The following is a 16,238-nucleotide window of genomic DNA, read 5'->3' as shown; positions in this document are numbered from 1 at the left end:
AAGGGCTTCTAAACGGAGCCTTTTTTAATATTAAAAACTATAGTAATGAGTTATACTTTAGAGTCTGAGATTTTTGAGTTTATTAATGAACTGAAATTAAACAATAACCGTGAATGGTTTAGCGATCATAAAAACAGGTTTAAATCTCTAGAGAAAAAATTTAAAACAGAAGTTGAAAATTTGCTGTTAAAAATGCGGCAGCACGATGACATAGAATCCTCTAAAATTTTTAGAATCTATAGAGACGTTCGTTTTTCAAAAAACAAGCAACCGTACAAAACACATTTTAGCGCCGCTTTCGTACGAAGAAAACCACTGTTGCGTGGTGGTTACTATTTACATCTAGAACCCGATAATAGATCGTTTTTGGGCGTAGGCTTTTGGGACCCCAATGCCGAAGATTTAATGAGAATAAGAAAAGAACTCGAAATGGACGCTTCAGAATTCAAAGTGGTTATCAATCAGTCACCACTTAAAAGTACTTGGGGACATATTGAAGGTGAGTCGCTTAAAACCGCGCCAAGAGATTTCGATAAAAATCATCCCGATATAGAATTAATTAGAATGAAACAATACATCTTCACAAAGTATTTTAGTGATGACGAAGTTTTTCAAGATGATTTTCTAGAGCAGGTCAACAATAGTTTTAAAGCCATTAGACCATTTTTTGATTTAATGAGCGATGTGCTTACTACCAACCTTAACGGCGAACCTATTATCTAAATCGCTTTTAAAATTTCGGCTTTTTGAAATAATTGAAGTTGACTTACAAGTCGTTCCTTAACCAGATTCATCATTCGTTTGTTTAAAGCCGAAGAATTGGTTGTGTAGCTTTCATATTCTTCAAGAGTGAACATGCCTATAATCATTCCCTTAACACTGTTTCTAAACTTCATATCCTTGTGAATGGCATTTTCGATATAATCTAGCTGTTTTTGAGTTGATAATTCGTAAAAAACATTTTTGTGCTTGGCAATATAATTCTTGAAAACGGCAATAATTAAATCGTTTTGACTCTTAATAACCGGTCTTAAAGTAGCATTCTGAAAGTACTCCTCTGAGCTCATGGCGTCGTGTAAAATGGCCGAAGCAATTGTTGGTCTTAGGTTAAGTAAATCGGTAGAGCGTGTTGTCATGATATTTGATTTTGACTAAAATTAAAAATTAAGAGACCTTTACATTTTTTGTCGGCAATTTGTTGTTAACCGTTTTATTAACATCATTAGATTTGCGAAGGTTTTAGACTAAAATTATACCTTTGACAAAACACTTAAATTATGAGATTTCACACCAGAAAATGGGTCAAACCAGAAGACCTTAATCCTAACGGTACCTTATTTGGCGGCAGGCTTTTAGCCTGGATTGATGAAGAAGCCGCTTTATATGCAGTGATACAATTAGAAAACAATAAAGTAGTTACCAAGTACATGTCTGAAATAAATTTTATGAGTTCTGCCAAAACCGGCGATATTATTGAAATTGGCATTGAAGTGGTAAAATTTGGAAAAACTTCGGTTGTGCTCAACTGCGAAGTTCGCAATAAAATGACCCGTGAAACCATTATCACCGTTGATAATCTTGTTTTAGTTAACCTTGATGAAAACGGGAAACCCAAACCTCACGGCAAGACAAAGGTCGAATATGTTAAAAATCGATTAACTTAATTATTTTTTTACTTCAATAGAATTGATTTCCATTACTTCCAGTCCGAAAAACGGAATCGCTGCAATGACGTGGTCAAAAATATCGGCCATAATTTTCTCATAATAAACCCAACGTTGGTCGCTGCTAAATGCATAAATTTCCAGAGGAAAACCATAAACAGTAGGTTCTAACTGTCGGGTCATAATGGTCATATCTTTCTTTATATCGGGATGACCTTCAATGTACGTGGCGATATACTGTCTGAACACCCCGAAATTGGTAAGGTTACGACCATTAAGTAAAATACTTTTATCGCGTTTATTTTCAATATTAAAGGTGTCAATCTCAGCTTGTCTTGTATTTAGAAAATCGGTAATACGTTGAATGGATTTTAATTGTTCAACTTCCTCCGGTTTTAAAAATTTAATACTGGAAGGTTTTATGATAACCGAACGCTTGATACGTCGGCCACCGGAATCGGTCATGCCGCGCCAGTTTTTAAACGAATCGGAAATAAGTGCGTAAGTAGGAATGGTAGTAATGGTTTTATCCCAGTTTTGAACCTTTACTGCTGCGAGGTTTATTTCAATAACGTCACCATCGGCGCCGTATTTTTCCATGGTAATCCAATCCCCAATTCTTACAGTGTCATTAATGGCAACCTGAATGCTGGCAACAAAGCCAAGAATAGTATCCTTGAAAATAAGAAGTAAAATTGCTGAGGCCGCACCAAGGGTTGTAAAGAATTTAATAAACTCAATTCCCGTTAGCATGGCAAATATCACAGCAATAGCAATGATCCAAACAAAAAGCATGGCTACCTGAATGTAACTATCAATTGGTTTGTCTTTTAAAGAGTTAATGGTTTTTGAAAAAGACCGAATTGTTTGTAGTAAACTTCTAATGATCCAGACCACCATTAAAACACCTAAAATTCTTAAAACCAATTCCATTTTAGATTCAAAAGCAGGAAAATCAACAAAAACAACAGGAAGAAGTTCAAAGGCTATTAATAGCGGAATGATATGGGCTAAATTTCTTGGTGTTTTGTGTTTTACAAGAAAATCATCGAACTCGGTTTTGGTTTTTAACGCAAAATTGTTAATCAGATTTAATAAGATTTTTCTGAGAATAAAATCTACTACCAACAAAATTATAGTGAATACTAAAAGTAAAGCCAACATATTGAGATATCTGGCTAAAATTTCAGAACTACCCGAATCAATTAGTACATCATATATATAATGATTAAATGGCTTTAAAATGTTATAATCGTTCATTTAGCTAAAGGCTTTAAATATTTAAAATCAATGTAAAAGGTTGCAAATGGTATTAAAGCAGCCATTAAAATTTTGGTTAAAATAAAATTAGACCATTTTTGTTCGGCTCTTACCACAAATGCCAAAGCGATATATGCAACAAAAAGTAAACCGTGAGGCATTCCTAATAGTTTTACATAGCTTTCATCCTCAAGCAAGTATTTTACCGGAACAGCAATAAACAACAATAAAATATAAGAAATACCTTCTAAAAATGCGATAATCCTAAATGCAGTTATCATACTTTAAATTTTCGTTTTAACCAATTGCAAAAATAAAGCTTACAACCTACATAAAACAGTATTTAACAGGTTTTAATAGATGGATTTATATTGTTTAATTTTTCTTATTTTCGAATATCTATCTAATAATTTCGAAAGAGATGAACACAAATGAGTTTTTAGCATCACGACTTGAAGAAGTCTTTATTAACGGAACATGGATTGCCAACACCAATTACAAAGCACAATTACAAAAGTTGTCATGGGAAAAAGCTACAGAAAAGATTGCCGGTCTAAACAGCGTTGCGGCGCTAACTTTTCATATAAATTATTATCTCAATGGTATTTTAGAGGCCTTTAAAACAGGAGAATTGACCATTAAAGATCAATATAGTTTTGAGGTTAAGCCAATTAATAATCAAAACCAATGGAATAATTTAGTTGAAACACTTTTAACCAACGCCGAAAGATTTATTGTAGCTGTCTCACAAATGAACGATGAAATTTTAAACAGTGATTTTTTTGATAAAAAGTACGGCACCTACCACAGAAATATTGAAGGTGTTATTGAACATAGCTATTACCATTTGGGCCAAATAGCTTTGATAAATAAGCTTTTAACGAAATGAGGTAACTCAACAACAACTAATGTAATAACTAAACATTCGGTTTAAAGGCATAAACCCATTCTATTGTGTCTTCATTAACAATAGTTTGTTCTTTAATAAAATGATGTTTTTCGTAAAATTTACCCAGATCCTCTTCTTCAATAACCAACCAAAATTTTTGTTTTGGCATTAAATCCTTAATTTTTTCAATCCAAAGTGAACCCATTTTTTGATTTCTTTTATGCTCAGCAACCCATAAAAATCCGATGTACAAATAACCCTTATCAAACCATGTTTGTAATTCAGTACTGTGTAATTTTAAGTCGGGTGGCATGGCACTGAAAAGGATACCACCTGCAATAACATCGTCACCATCATAAAAAACAATCACCTTAGAACTAGATTTATAATCATTCCAAAATGGAACAATATTGTCTTGCCATTCTATTGGAAGTATGTTAAAGAATAAATGTTCGTTACTTTTAAGCTGTACTAATTCGGCATCCATTTTTTAAAAATTTAATTACAGAAGTCCCCAAGACCAAAGTTTATCTGAATCTTCAAACCATCTGTCGCCAATATCGGTTCGGTAGTAACCATTATTAACAATGACATTATTAATGCGATTGTACATCATTTTTTGTGCATCTTTCATGGTATTTCCTGTGCCGCTTACCAGTAAGGCTATGCCTGTGTTCCCTGTGATTAACCATTCATCATTCACCTTTTTTAGATGCATTGGATGAAGTCCTTCTTTTAAATCTTTTTTAAACACCACTACTGCATCTTTTGAAAATAGCTCAAAGGTTTTCATGTCATCGTATGGAAATGGTGGAACCACAATAAATGCACCAACTTGAAAGCCTTTTTTAGTTTGAATTTTAAACTTTTCACCCTTTGCTATTTTATAGAGTAAATTACCAATAGGTTCGGTAATACCAGCTCGTTGAATCATTATTTGCGGGTATCCAAACCTAGATGTAAATTCTAAAGGATAAATGCCGTTGCCGTTTACAATGCAGTTAATATCAATATGCCCTGTAAAATTTGACTTGGCGAAGGTTGCCTCAAATTTTTTTAAGGTGGCGTCAAAAATAGGGGAATCATTCACCCAAAACATACTGGTTCCCATTTCACCGGTAGAAACACCTAATTCTTTAGGAAACAATTTTTTATGTTCAAAAGTTACGTTAATAGGTTTTAAAAACTCTTTGCCATTAAAAAAAGCAGATACCGAAATTTCAACACCCTTCACCTTTTTTTGTAATTGAAAATTTCCAAAATCGTTACCCCATGTTTTTTCATAGGCTCTTAAAATTCTAATAACATCAGCACCTTCATCATCATTACCCACAAATAAAAGTTGTTTTAACTCCTGTGTTTCGCCCGAAGGCTTAATGACATAAGCATCCGGATGTGCTTTAATATAAGTGATAGCATCTTCAAAAGTGGCAAATTCTTTAGAAGGCAATGTTTTAATTTTGTGTTTTTTAAGCTCATCATTACCAAAATTTCGGTCTAGCTCAAGCTTGTCGGTGTAGTTACTTCCACCAAAAACCGGTTTGCCTTCAGCTTTTAATAGTTCGGCTTCTTTACTGTAGCCGGTATAGTCAAATATCACTAAATCGGCCCATTTTACCTGACTCTTCCAACTTTTAACTTTGGGAATAAAACCATCGCCAATTTCTTTACATTCCTTTTCTTGAATAAAAAATTTAATAGAATGTCCCTCATTTTGTATGGCCAAGGCCAGATCTAAGGTTTCTCCCCAACGGGAAACTAATAGTATATTTTTTGGTATGTCTGATTTAGGTTTCAAGAGATGTGTTTTTTACTGTTATAAATTATGAGCTAAATTAGTTAAATTTTGAATTGACTATTTTTTTTGAATGTCAAAAACTTAACATTCTTATAAGTGAAATTATCTTTGCATCAGTTATTTTTGTTAGAGAGAATTAAACTTGCAACTAAATGCCTATAAATACCCAATTACATATCATCATATTTTTTATAGCCTTCTATGGAATGAGTTTTGCCCAGGAACAACCACCTAAGAAATTAGATAAAAAGGCAAGAAAGGAATTAAAAATTGCTACTAATTATCAAAATACGAAAGCATTGGTTGAAAGTGGTAATTTTGATTATGAAGCCGATTGGGTATTTCCTTTAGGACAACCGCGAATAAGTTTATTGGGTAATGTTAACAGGTTGCGATTTGAGAATAATATTCTTGAAGCCAATTTACCTTACTTTGGAACAAGATATAATGATGGTTATGCAAGTGCCGGTATCAATTTTAAATCAGAAATCGACGAGTATAAAGTTGATTTTCAAGATGACAATTACAGAATACTCATTACTTTTGTTGTGGTAGATGAAAAGGAACGTTATCAGTTTGACCTGGAAATAGAAAGCGATGGCTCAGGCCGATTGTATTTTGCTTCTAATAAAAGAAATGCCCAAACCTATTCAGGGCTTATACTACCCATAAAAAAGAAATAATATTTTGAATAAGCAAGATTATAAAATACACATCATTGGTGCTGGTATTAGTGGTCTAATAGCAGCGCAAGTTTTAGAAAAAAACGGTTACAGGCCCATTATAATTGAGGCGTCAGATCGGGCCGGAGGCAGAATTAAAACAGATTTGGTAAATAGCTATCAGTTAGATCACGGTTTTCAGGTGTTGTTAGATGCCTATCCAAAGGTAAAGCAATACCTTAATTTAGATGCTTTAGAAGCACAATACTTTGCTCCCGGTGCTATTATATTTAAAAACGGCGAAAAACAAATTATAGGCGACGGATTTAGAAACAAAAATTTATTATGGTCTACTTTATTAACTAATGTTGCTACAATTTCAGATAAACTTAAAATTTTAGCACTTAACAAATCACTTAGGAATACTACAATTAAAGACATTTTTAACAAACCGGAGCAAACTACGCTTCAATATTTAAAGTCAAAAGGATTTTCAGATAAAGTGATAGAACAATTTTTTAAGCCTTTTTATTCGGGTATTTTTTTAGAACCTCATTTAGAAACTTCCAGTAGAATGTTTGAGTTTGTTTTTAAAATGTTTGGTGAAGGTAACGCAGTGTTGCCAAAAGCCGGTATTGGAGGCGTTACCAATCAACTGGTAAAAGAATTAAAATCTACTAAAATTTTATACAACACAAAGGTTAAAGAGGTTAAAGACAAAGTAATTGTTTTAGAAAATGGAGAACAGCTAAAAACACACTTTACCATTATAGCAACTGCAGCCGAACATTTAATTGGCAACCTTAACAATCAGCAAACACAATGGAAAAGTTGCGATTGTTTGTATTTTGAAATTCCTGAAAAACCATACAAGCTGCCATTAATTGGATTGATAGCCGATACTGATGCACTCATCAACAATTTATGGTTACATAATAATTTAGATGTAGACAGTGTTGGTGCTCAGAATTTATTATCGGTAACGGTGGTGAAATCGCACAATCTCAAAGAAGATGAACTTGTAGAACGAGTAATTAAAGAACTAAAGAACTATTGCAAAATTGATGATGCAAAATTTATAAAAAGGTTTAAAATAGACAAGGCCTTGCCAAAATTGCATGATTTAAGATGCGATATGGCTGCAACCGAAACCAGAATAAAACCAACCATTTTTCTGGCAGGAGATTATTTATTGAATGCTTCTTTAAACGCGGCCATGACTAGTGGCGAACGTGCAGCCGAAGGTGTTATTGCCGCTTTAGAAGATGGTCTCTTTGTTGAAGAATTAACTTCAGAATATATTTAAAATTATTTTTAAACGCCGCAAAACTAATGCAGAAAACCCTTATCTTTGTAGTCACAGTGTAAGGTGACTGTATTTATTATTGTTTTTGAAATTTACTTCTGGTCTTCTCAAAGATCTTATTAACTTTTCTCTTCTAGTGATATTGGCCTTAACTGATTATTATTAATTAAATTTTATTGAATGGCTAAATCACAGCAAACCTTTAACAAATCTGAAAAAGAAAAAAAACGATTAAAAAAACGCGACGATAAGCGTAAAAAAATGGAAGCCCGTAAACAAGATCGGGAAGAAAATGGAACCATAGGTATTCCTATTGCTTATGTTGGGCACGACGGACAACTTTCTGACACACCGCCAGATCCTTCACTTAAAGTAAAAATCAAGGCTAAAAATATTGAAGTTGGAGTGCCAAAACAAACCAAAGAAGATAGAGAAGCTCTTAATCCTGTAAGAAAAGGAAAGGTTTCGTATTTTGACGCTTCAAAAGGTTACGGTTTTATTATTGACGATGAAGATCAGGAAAAATACTTCACGCATGTGAGTGCGCACATCGATACCATTACTGATAACGACAAAGTCTCTTTTGAATTAGAAAAGGGGCAAAAAGGCCTCAATGCTATTAAAGTGCAGGTAATTAAATAAAACACTTTGAATTTTTATATAACAAGAACAGCCTGATATTTTCAGGCTGTTTTGTTTTGAGTCATATTAATATTAGAAACCTCCTTTTCTATTGCCATCTCTAGGTGTTGGCCATTCCATTGGTTCACCGGTTCTTCTGTTTAAAGGTAATACCGCGCGTTCTCTAGACGATTTTTCAGGGTCTTCACTCGCCATGTAAGTCATAATGGCAATTAAAGCCACATTATTTTTCAAATCGTCAAACACAATTTTATCATAAGTATCTAAATTGGTGTGCCAGGTATAATTCCAGTAAGACCAGCTTAAAGAGCTCATGCTAAAGGCCGGTGCACCGGCTGCTAAGAAAGAAGCATAATCTGAACCGCCTCCGGCAGGACTTCCCGGAAAGTTAGTTTCTATATGCTTTTTAATATCTTCAGTCACAGGTTGCATCCAGCGGGTAAGGTAATCGTATGAATTCAAAAATCCTTGTCCGCCTAAACTCACAACGCGACCGGTACCATTATCTTGGTTAAAAACTGCTTGAACACCCTCTACAATCTTTGGGTTATCGTGAACAAAAGACCTAGAGCCATTCAATCCTTGCTCTTCGCTACCCCATAAACCAACAATAATTGTGCGTTTAGGGTTAGGGTAGTGTTTCTTTAAAATTCTCGCAATTTCCATCATGGTAATGCTTCCTGTGCCATTATCGGTGGCTCCGGTGCCGCCATCCCAAGAATCAAAGTGTGCTGATAAAATAATGTATTCGTCAGGTTTTTCGGTGCCTTCAATTCGTGCAATGGTATTAAAAGTAGGAGCGGTGCCCAAATCTTTCGATTCGGCATATATACGCAAAGTTGGTTTCTTTCCGTTTAGGGCTAAGCGGTATACTGAGCCATAATCCTCTAATGAAATATCTACTGTTGGAATATTTTTAGTTCTGGAGCTAAATATTTTGTTGGCTCCAAAAGCTCTGGACCAGTATGATTGAACGATACCTGCGGCACCGGCATCTTCTAAGGCTGCATCTAAGGTTCTACTTGTGTATCCGGTTTTTCTAATATTGTCATTCCAGGCTGTTGTTTGCTCGTCGCGTTCTTTTTTCATTTTCTCAAATGATTCGGGTGTGGCAAATTCTTCCCAGTTATAATCTGGTCTTCCAGTAGGTTGAGGCATAGAAGTTAATACCAATTTACCTTTTACATTTGGCAACCAGTTGGCAAAACTCAATGAGTCTGAAATATTTTCTGGTAAAATTATAGCCTCAGCAGTAATGCCTTTTTTAGGTGTGGCTGCACTCCAAGCTAACTGCATACCTTCAATAGATTTAACGCGGGGAGACACCATGTCAATATGTGTAATACCGCGTTCCCATGCACGCCATTCGCCGTATTGCTGGTTTTCGGCTGAAATATTCCAGCTTTTAAATTTATCAACAGCCCAATCGTGTGCTTGTTGCATTTGAGGTGAACCTACCAAACGCGGACCAATCTCATCCAGTAACTCGAATGCTAATTGCTCAAGTTGCGAATTGTTGTAAGTTTCATCCATAATGTTTTTGACAATGGTCTCTTGATCCTGAGCCAAAATCAATGATGGAAGAAGTAATAAATTAAAAATAAATACTTTAAAAATTGAATTCATAGTTAGTTAGTTTAAGAATTGCATAAAGTTAATTGTATTGTTGTTTTAACTGTGTTAAATATTTCAAAAAGCCTCTTTTCTTTTCGCATTTTTAGGATTTCATTTAAGGGTAATTAAAAATAATACTGCTAATATTGCGTCATATTTATAACTAATGAGCCAACCACCAAATAAGTTTCTAGTAATAGGAGCATTCTTCTCAATTTATTTTATTTGGGGTTCTACCTATTTGCTCAACAAAATTGCAGTAAAAGAATTGTCACCTTTTTTTTTGGCGTCGGTACGTTTTACAATTGCAGGTATCTTAATTTTTATACTTTGCAGGATTTTAGGTATTTCACTCAAAATCACCAAAACTCAATTACGAAATTGTATCATCAGCGGATTTTTATTTCTGGCTTTTGGTAACGGTATCATTGTTTGGGCTTTAAAATACGTAGATAGCGGTTTTGCGGCCCTTGAAATTTCGGCGCAACCACTGGTGGTTTTGATATTAATGCTGATTTTTCAAGGTAAAAAAATTAAATCAAGTTCTATCATTGGTGTTGTTTTAGGCGTTATTGGTATTTACCTTCTGGTAAGCCAGAAGGCTATATTAAGTCAGGAAAATTCTGTTATCGGTATGCTGATGATTTTTGCCTGTATGGTTAGTTGGGGCTATGGAAGTTTATTTGTAGGTACAGCCGATTTACCCAAGAATTATTTTGTAACCGCAGCCTATCAAATGATTTCAGGTGGATTGATATTATGTGTTGCCAGCCTGGCATTTAATGAACCTTGGTTAAACATTACCCTATGGAGTGAAGGCGTTTACTGGTCTTTAGCCATCTTAATTATTTTTGGCAGTATCGTTGCTTTTACTTCATTTAACTACCTGTTAAAATTTGTATCTCCAGAAAAAGTGGCCACTTCAACTTATGTAAATCCAATTGTAGCTTTATTACTTGGTTGGTACTTTTTAAATGAAACTATTACTTCTCAGTCAATCATTGCTGCCATGGTTTTATTAACAGGTGTTTATTTTATCAACACCAAAAGAACCATGGTTATTTTTTCCAGATTTAAAAGGTAAACAATTCTAATGTTTACTATTAATGTTTTGGCCACTAAAGTTTAACAAATCTTAACAGAATTGTGCTATTTGTATAATAGCAGGGTTATTTGCATGTTGTATCTTTAGAGATCAATAAAAAATCTTTAAAAAAATTATTCTGTAGATGACAAAACAACCACTTTTGGAACCAATATCATTAGCCAACACTATCCAACTTAATAATCGTATCGCTATGGCACCTATGACCCGCAGCCGGGCCGATAATGCTGAGAACGCACCAACCGAGGCATTGCACGGCTTATACTATGAGCAGCGAGCATCGGCCGGACTGATCATTACCGAAGGTGCACAGGTCTCAAAACAAGCTGTTGGTTACATCAATACTCCCGGAATTTATTCTAAAGCACAAGTAGAAGGATGGAAATTGGTAACAAAAAAAGTACACAATAAAGGCGGTAAAATTTTCATTCAATTATGGCATGTAGGTCGCATGTCGCACCCTGATTTTCATAATGGTGAATTGCCTTTAGCACCTTCGGCAATTAATCCCAATGCTAAATCGTATACGCCGCAAGGATTTAAAGAAACCGTAACACCTAAGGCAATGACTATTGAAGATATAAAAACTACCATTGCCGATTTTGCTAACGCGGCAAAAAACGCTGTAGAAGCAGGATTTGATGGCGTTGAAATTCATTCGTCAAATGGTTATTTGTTTCATCAGTTTTTTAATAATTCATCTAATCAGCGCACTGATGTTTATGGTGGTAGTATTGAAAATAAAGCACGCTTTTTATTTGAAGTACTTGCTGCCGTGAAAAAAGAAATCCCCGAAGAACGCATAGGCTTGAGGCTCAATCCTTCTTTACATAATGCCTTTGGAATGACCTTAGATGAAGAAACTATTCCCACTTTTGAATATATAGTTGAACGTCTAAATGATTATAATTTAGCTTACTTACATTTATCTGAGCCATTTACCGATGTGTCTGAGGTACCGCACGCAGTCACCCAAATTGCAAAGCATTTCCGTCCGCTTTATAAAGGCATACTAATAATTAACAACGAATTTGACCAAGAAAAAGGCAACGCTATTTTAGAGGAAGGATTGGCCGATATGGTAGCCTATGGTAAGCCTTATATTTCTAATCCGGATTTGGTAGAACGTTTTAAACTAAACGCTCCATTAGCTGAATGGGACGATAGTACGTTTTACACTACCGGCCAAAAGGGTTATACCGATTATAAATTTTTAAACCAATAAACATTTAAACACAAATATTATGAAAAAAACAATTTTTAGCTTGATGGCTGTTGTGTTGATAAGCACATTTAGTTGTAAAGATGAATCTAAAAAATCTACTTCGGAAGACATTATTGAAGTAGTAGAAGTGAATATTAAAGGCGAAACCGTTACCTATGCTACCGATTCAACAACCATGAAAGGTTACATCGCTTTTGATGAAAACAATACCGAAAAACGTCCGGGAATCCTTGTTATCCACGAATGGTGGGGACACAACGATTATGTGCGTGAACGTGCCGATATGTTAGCCGAATTGGGCTATGTAGCACTAGCCGTTGATATGTATGGCGATGGAAAACAAGCCGATCATCCCGACGATGCCGGTAAATTTGCAGGTATGGTGATGCAAAACATGGAAGAAGCAACTGCCAGATTTAATGCAGCTTTAGAATTATTAAAGTCTAATCCAAACGTAGATGCGGAAAAAATAGCAGCTATTGGTTATTGTTTTGGAGGTAGTGTTGCCTTGTCAATGGCCAATGCCGGTAGCGATTTAGATGCAGTAGCGGCTTTTCATAGTGGCGTGGCCTTGCCGGTCATGCCTTCAGATCAGCTAAAAGCAAGGGTACTTGTTTGTAATGGTGCCGACGACCCATTTGCTTCGTCTGAATCAATTGAAACATTTAAAAAGCAAATGGATAGTATTAATGCCGATTATAAATATGTAGCCTATCCTGGTGCAGTGCATGCATTCACATCGAAAGATGCTGATGCTTTAGGTGAGAAATTTAACTTACCTTTAGCTTATAACAAAGAAGCAGATGAGAAATCATGGGAAGAATTACAAATTTTATTAACCGAAACCTTTAAATAAGATGAATCAACAAATAAAAGCTTACGGCACCAAAGGTGCTGACGAAAAACTAGAAGCGTTGCAAATAGAGCGTCGCGAAACAAAGGCCAAAGATGTACGCATTGAAATTTTGTACTGTGGCGTTTGTCACAGCGATATTCATACAGCTAGAAATGATTGGAAAAACTCCGTTTATCCTGTCGTTCCGGGTCATGAAATTATTGGTCGTGTGTTAGAAGTTGGTAACGAGGTTGCAAAATACAAAGCAGGTGATTTGGTTGGTGTGGGTTGTTTAGTAGATTCCTGCCGAACTTGTCATTCCTGCAACGACGGACTAGAACAATATTGCGAAAACGGTTGGACAGGAACTTATAATAGTGCCGATAAACATTTAGGTGGTTATACTTATGGTGGCTATTCTACCACTATTGTTGTAGACGAATCATTTGTTTTAAAAGTACCTGAGAATCTCGATGCCAAAGGAACGGCGCCTTTATTGTGTGCCGGTATCACCACTTGGTCGCCTTTAAAACACTGGAATGTAAAAAAAGGAGATAAAGTTGGCATCGTTGGTTTAGGCGGTTTAGGTCACATGGGTGTTAAATTCGCCAACGCTTTGGGAGCTCATGTGGTAATGATTACTACTTCGCCTTCAAAAGCCGCAGATGCTAAATCGTTAGGTGCACATGAAGTTTTAATTTCAACCGATGAATCTGAAGTTCAAAAGCATCTCAATAGTTTCGACTTTATTTTAAACACTGTGCCTGTGGCCCATGAAATGGATCCTTATATTGCTATGCTAAAACGCGATGCTACTATGGTAATGGTTGGAGCGGTAGAACCTTTAAAACCATTTCATGGCGGTGGTATTATCTTAGGAAGAAAGCGCATAGCCGGTTCGCTTATTGGCGGTATTAAAGAAACTCAGGAAATGTTAGACTTTTGTGGAGAACATAATATCACTTCAGATATTGAAATGATAAACATGCAAGATATTAACAACGCCTACGAACGCGTTATCAAAGCAGATGTTAAATACCGATTTGTCATTGATATGGAAAGTTTAAAGAACTAAATTCTATTACATAATTGCTATAAAAGGCCAATAACCCTGTGTTGTTGGCTTTTTTATTGAATAACAATCTTTTGGCATGCTAATTCAATTTTGTTTCGGAATTGTATAAAAGTTACATTCGCTTAATGTATTGTTAAATGTGGAAATTATCAGGATTTCTATGATGACATTTTTCTATCTTTAGAAACTACAATAACCAACTAACTATTCAAATTTATGAGATTCTTTACAAAAGTTTACATTGCTTTAGCGTGCAACCTGTTTTGGTTTAGCCATATTCAGTCCCAAGAAGACATTTTAGCGCAACTTAACGAGATTGGCATAGTAGAAGAAAAAGTAATGATGCCTATGCGTGATGGTATCAGGCTTGCAACCGATATTTATCGACCCAAAGCCGATGGTAAGTATCCCATCATCTTTTCAAGAACACCTTATAATTTTAATACATGGGTGGATGGTAAACAAAGTTTAAGAGAAGCACAACGAGCTTTAGATTATATAAAACAAGGCTATATTTACGTGGTTCAAAATGAACGTGGCCGTTATTTTTCTGAAGGCGAGTGGGATATTCTAGGCGTTCCTCTAACCGATGGCTACGACGCTTTTGAATGGATGAAAAATCAACCATGGTCTAATGGTAAAATAGGAACCATTGGTTGCTCATCTACTGCAGAATGGCAAATGGCAGTATCAGCCTTAGATCATCCTTCGCATGCGGCCATGGTGCCGCAGGGTTTTGGTGCCGGTGTTGGCAGAGTTGGTGATATTAATGAACAAGGTAACTGGTACCGCGGTGGCGCAGAACAAATGTTATTTTTTGCTTGGCTTTATGGCGTAGAACACGATAAATTCAAACCACGTATTCCTGAAGGTGCTACGCAGGAAGACCTGATTCGTATTTCTAGATTTTATGATTTAGGTCCAAAAAACCCTTCGGTAGATATGTCGGAAGCTCTAAGCCATCTGCCCATTCAAGATATTTTAAAGAACGTTAACGGCAAGCGCGAAATTTTTGATAAAATGATTGTTAGAAAGCCAAACGATCCTGCATGGTTTGAAGGAGGTATTTATCACGATCATATGGAGATTAGCCAGCCCAGCTTTTGGTTTGCTTCATGGTATGATGTGTCTATCACGCCTAATTTAGCTTTGTTTAATCATGTTAGAAAGAATACTAAAGATGCTTTTATAAGAGACAATCAGTATCTGGTAATCGCACCAACTTTGCATTGCGCCTACACAAGAGCAACCGAAAACACCATTGTTGGCGAACGTAGCGTTGGAGATGCTCGTTTAAACTACAACGAGCAAATTACCAAATGGTTCGACTTATGGTTGAAAGACGAAAAAAACGATTTTAAAGAAAACACACCACGTGTGCAATATTTTACCATGGGAACCAATGAGTGGCAAAGTGCCAATACCTGGCCACCCGAAAACACCAAAATGACGACTTTTTATTTGAACAGTAACGGAAAAGCTAACACTCGTTTTGGTGATGGTACATTAACTTCTAAAAAACCAACAGCCGACAACCCCGATAGTTTTGTTTACGACCCAATGAAGCCGGTTCCATCTTATGGCGGTAACGTTTGTTGCACAGGCAATGCCATTAAAGCCGGTGCTTTTGATCAAAAAGATATGGAAATGCGCGATGATATTTTGGTTTATACTTCCGATGTTTTAAAAGAAGATACCGAAGTCTCAGGTTTTATTGAGGCCGTCTTATACGTTTCTTCTAATGTAAAAGACACCGATTTCACTTTAAAACTAATTGATGTGTATCCGGATGATACAGCCTATAATTTAGACGAAACCATTCAGAGAGTACGTTACCATGAAGGATATGATAAAGAGGTGTTTATGGAAGAAGGTAAAGTCTACGAAGTTAATTTAACACCGCTTTCTACCAGTAATGTCTTTAAAAAAGGTCACCGCATTCGCATTGAAATATCCAGCAGTAATTTTCCGCGATTCGCCCGAAATTTAAATACCGGTGGTAATAATTTTGACGAATCGGTTGGCGTAGTTGCTACAAATAAGGTGCACCATTCAAAGGCTTATCCATCGCAAATACGTATTCCTATTGTAAAATAATTTGTAAAATAACTTTCAAAAAAATCTATGTTTCTTAGCGAATCTTTCTTTAATAGTTCTATCACA

At 35.6% G+C, this 16,238-nt stretch carries 17 protein-coding genes; 11 read left to right on the top strand and 6 right to left on the bottom strand.

Annotated features, from left to right (window positions below; genetic code table 11):
- Positions 1–45 precede the first annotated feature (45 nt).
- A complete protein-coding gene (locus FJ651_RS14960; protein WP_140991528.1) occupies positions 46–723 on the top strand; it encodes a DUF2461 domain-containing protein in 678 nt (225 codons plus the stop codon).
- Here FJ651_RS14960 and FJ651_RS14955 read toward each other — a convergent pair.
- Complete coding sequence (locus FJ651_RS14955) at positions 720–1,136, bottom strand: glyoxalase (protein ID WP_140991526.1); 417 nt, start codon at positions 1,134–1,136, stop codon at positions 720–722. The genes FJ651_RS14960 and FJ651_RS14955 overlap by 4 nt on opposite strands.
- Positions 1,137–1,277: 141 nt before the next feature.
- Here FJ651_RS14955 and FJ651_RS14950 point away from each other — a divergent pair, with 141 nt between their 5' ends.
- Positions 1,278–1,664: an acyl-CoA thioesterase gene (locus FJ651_RS14950; RefSeq protein WP_140991524.1), complete on the top strand. Its 387-nt coding sequence runs from the start codon at positions 1,278–1,280 to the stop codon at positions 1,662–1,664.
- Here FJ651_RS14950 and FJ651_RS14945 read toward each other — a convergent pair whose 3' ends face one another.
- Positions 1,665–2,924 carry a mechanosensitive ion channel family protein gene (locus tag FJ651_RS14945; protein WP_140991522.1) on the bottom strand — a complete coding sequence of 420 codons (1,260 nt, stop codon included), beginning with the start codon at positions 2,922–2,924 and terminating at the stop codon, positions 1,665–1,667.
- The gene (locus tag FJ651_RS14940; RefSeq protein WP_140991520.1) at positions 2,921–3,205 is read right to left on the bottom strand and encodes a DUF3817 domain-containing protein; all 285 of its coding nucleotides are present in this window, start codon (positions 3,203–3,205) and stop codon (positions 2,921–2,923) included. The genes FJ651_RS14945 and FJ651_RS14940 overlap by 4 nt, the downstream gene beginning before the upstream one ends.
- A 140-nt stretch (positions 3,206–3,345) precedes the next feature.
- On the opposite strand from FJ651_RS14940, the gene FJ651_RS14935 reads away from it, so the two are divergent.
- Positions 3,346–3,813: a DinB family protein gene (locus FJ651_RS14935; RefSeq protein WP_140991518.1), complete on the top strand. Its 468-nt coding sequence runs from the start codon at positions 3,346–3,348 to the stop codon at positions 3,811–3,813.
- Positions 3,814–3,841: 28 nt separating this feature from the next.
- On the opposite strand, the gene FJ651_RS14930 is transcribed toward FJ651_RS14935, so the two are convergent.
- Together FJ651_RS14930 and FJ651_RS14925 are read right to left on the bottom strand one after the other, a co-directional pair.
- Positions 3,842–4,300 carry a GNAT family N-acetyltransferase gene (locus tag FJ651_RS14930; RefSeq protein WP_140991516.1) on the bottom strand — a complete coding sequence of 153 codons (459 nt, stop codon included), beginning with the start codon at positions 4,298–4,300 and terminating at the stop codon, positions 3,842–3,844.
- Between the two features lie 15 nt (positions 4,301–4,315).
- A complete protein-coding gene (locus FJ651_RS14925; protein ID WP_140991514.1) occupies positions 4,316–5,611 on the bottom strand; it encodes a phosphoribosylamine--glycine ligase in 1,296 nt (431 codons plus the stop codon).
- Between the two features lie 152 nt (positions 5,612–5,763).
- Between FJ651_RS14925 and FJ651_RS14920 the strand changes: the two genes are divergently transcribed.
- The 3 genes from FJ651_RS14920 (at position 5,764) to FJ651_RS14910 (ending at position 8,221) form a co-directional block, all read left to right on the top strand.
- Entirely contained in the window at positions 5,764–6,294 is a 531-nt protein-coding gene (locus FJ651_RS14920) for a DUF4251 domain-containing protein (RefSeq protein ID WP_140991512.1), read from the top strand.
- 4 nt (positions 6,295–6,298) lie between these two features.
- The gene (locus FJ651_RS14915; protein WP_140991510.1) at positions 6,299–7,579 is read left to right on the top strand and encodes an NAD(P)/FAD-dependent oxidoreductase; all 1,281 of its coding nucleotides are present in this window, start codon (positions 6,299–6,301) and stop codon (positions 7,577–7,579) included.
- A 180-nt stretch (positions 7,580–7,759) separates the two neighbouring features.
- A complete protein-coding gene (locus tag FJ651_RS14910; RefSeq protein ID WP_140991508.1) occupies positions 7,760–8,221 on the top strand; it encodes a cold-shock protein in 462 nt (153 codons plus the stop codon).
- A gap of 72 nt (positions 8,222–8,293) precedes the next feature.
- On the opposite strand, the gene FJ651_RS14905 is transcribed toward FJ651_RS14910, so the two are convergent.
- Positions 8,294–9,847 (bottom strand): M20/M25/M40 family metallo-hydrolase, encoded by a 1,554-nt coding sequence (locus tag FJ651_RS14905; protein ID WP_140991506.1) that lies wholly within the window; start codon positions 9,845–9,847, stop codon positions 8,294–8,296.
- A gap of 154 nt (positions 9,848–10,001) precedes the next feature.
- Here FJ651_RS14905 and FJ651_RS14900 point away from each other — a divergent pair, with 154 nt between their 5' ends.
- The 5 genes from FJ651_RS14900 (at position 10,002) to FJ651_RS14880 (ending at position 16,172) form a co-directional block, all read left to right on the top strand.
- A complete protein-coding gene (locus tag FJ651_RS14900) occupies positions 10,002–10,919 on the top strand; it encodes an EamA family transporter (protein ID WP_140991504.1) in 918 nt (305 codons plus the stop codon).
- 145 nt (positions 10,920–11,064) lie between these two features.
- Positions 11,065–12,165 carry an alkene reductase gene (locus FJ651_RS14895; RefSeq protein ID WP_140991502.1) on the top strand — a complete coding sequence of 367 codons (1,101 nt, stop codon included), beginning with the start codon at positions 11,065–11,067 and terminating at the stop codon, positions 12,163–12,165.
- Between the two features lie 19 nt (positions 12,166–12,184).
- Positions 12,185–13,021 carry a dienelactone hydrolase family protein gene (locus FJ651_RS14890; RefSeq protein WP_140991500.1) on the top strand — a complete coding sequence of 279 codons (837 nt, stop codon included), beginning with the start codon at positions 12,185–12,187 and terminating at the stop codon, positions 13,019–13,021.
- A 1-nt stretch (position 13,022) separates the two neighbouring features.
- Positions 13,023–14,075 (top strand): NAD(P)-dependent alcohol dehydrogenase, encoded by a 1,053-nt coding sequence (locus tag FJ651_RS14885; protein ID WP_140991498.1) that lies wholly within the window; start codon positions 13,023–13,025, stop codon positions 14,073–14,075.
- A gap of 216 nt (positions 14,076–14,291) precedes the next feature.
- Positions 14,292–16,172, top strand: a complete 1,881-nt coding sequence (locus tag FJ651_RS14880; RefSeq protein WP_140991497.1) for a CocE/NonD family hydrolase — start codon at positions 14,292–14,294, stop codon at positions 16,170–16,172.
- The last annotated feature ends 66 nt before the right edge of the window (positions 16,173–16,238 follow it).

Origin of the sequence: Paucihalobacter ruber, from assembly GCF_006494535.1 — a bacterium.
Classification (GTDB): domain Bacteria; phylum Bacteroidota; class Bacteroidia; order Flavobacteriales; family Flavobacteriaceae; genus Paucihalobacter; species Paucihalobacter ruber.
This window is presented reverse-complemented; position numbering and strand designations above follow the sequence as displayed.

Bases quoted from the DNA above. Each gene is read 5' to 3' on its own strand.
- FJ651_RS14940 (WP_140991520.1), bottom strand. From the start codon at position 3,205: ATGATAACTGCATTTAGGATTATCGCATTTTTAGAAGGTATTTCTTAT.
- FJ651_RS14910 (WP_140991508.1), top strand. From the start codon at position 7,760: ATGGCTAAATCACAGCAAACCTTTAACAAATCTGAAAAAGAAAAAAAA.
- FJ651_RS14895 (WP_140991502.1), top strand. From the start codon at position 11,065: ATGACAAAACAACCACTTTTGGAACCAATATCATTAGCCAACACTATC.
- FJ651_RS14950 (WP_140991524.1), top strand. From the start codon at position 1,278: ATGAGATTTCACACCAGAAAATGGGTCAAACCAGAAGACCTTAATCCT.
- FJ651_RS14905 (WP_140991506.1), bottom strand. From the start codon at position 9,847: ATGAATTCAATTTTTAAAGTATTTATTTTTAATTTATTACTTCTTCCA.
- FJ651_RS14960 (WP_140991528.1), top strand. From the start codon at position 46: ATGAGTTATACTTTAGAGTCTGAGATTTTTGAGTTTATTAATGAACTG.
- FJ651_RS14930 (WP_140991516.1), bottom strand. From the start codon at position 4,300: ATGGATGCCGAATTAGTACAGCTTAAAAGTAACGAACATTTATTCTTT.
- FJ651_RS14935 (WP_140991518.1), top strand. From the start codon at position 3,346: ATGAACACAAATGAGTTTTTAGCATCACGACTTGAAGAAGTCTTTATT.
- FJ651_RS14900 (WP_140991504.1), top strand. From the start codon at position 10,002: ATGAGCCAACCACCAAATAAGTTTCTAGTAATAGGAGCATTCTTCTCA.
- FJ651_RS14955 (WP_140991526.1), bottom strand. From the start codon at position 1,136: ATGACAACACGCTCTACCGATTTACTTAACCTAAGACCAACAATTGCT.
- FJ651_RS14880 (WP_140991497.1), top strand. From the start codon at position 14,292: ATGAGATTCTTTACAAAAGTTTACATTGCTTTAGCGTGCAACCTGTTT.
- FJ651_RS14885 (WP_140991498.1), top strand. From the start codon at position 13,023: ATGAATCAACAAATAAAAGCTTACGGCACCAAAGGTGCTGACGAAAAA.
- FJ651_RS14890 (WP_140991500.1), top strand. From the start codon at position 12,185: ATGAAAAAAACAATTTTTAGCTTGATGGCTGTTGTGTTGATAAGCACA.
- FJ651_RS14920 (WP_140991512.1), top strand. From the start codon at position 5,764: ATGCCTATAAATACCCAATTACATATCATCATATTTTTTATAGCCTTC.
- FJ651_RS14945 (WP_140991522.1), bottom strand. From the start codon at position 2,924: ATGAACGATTATAACATTTTAAAGCCATTTAATCATTATATATATGAT.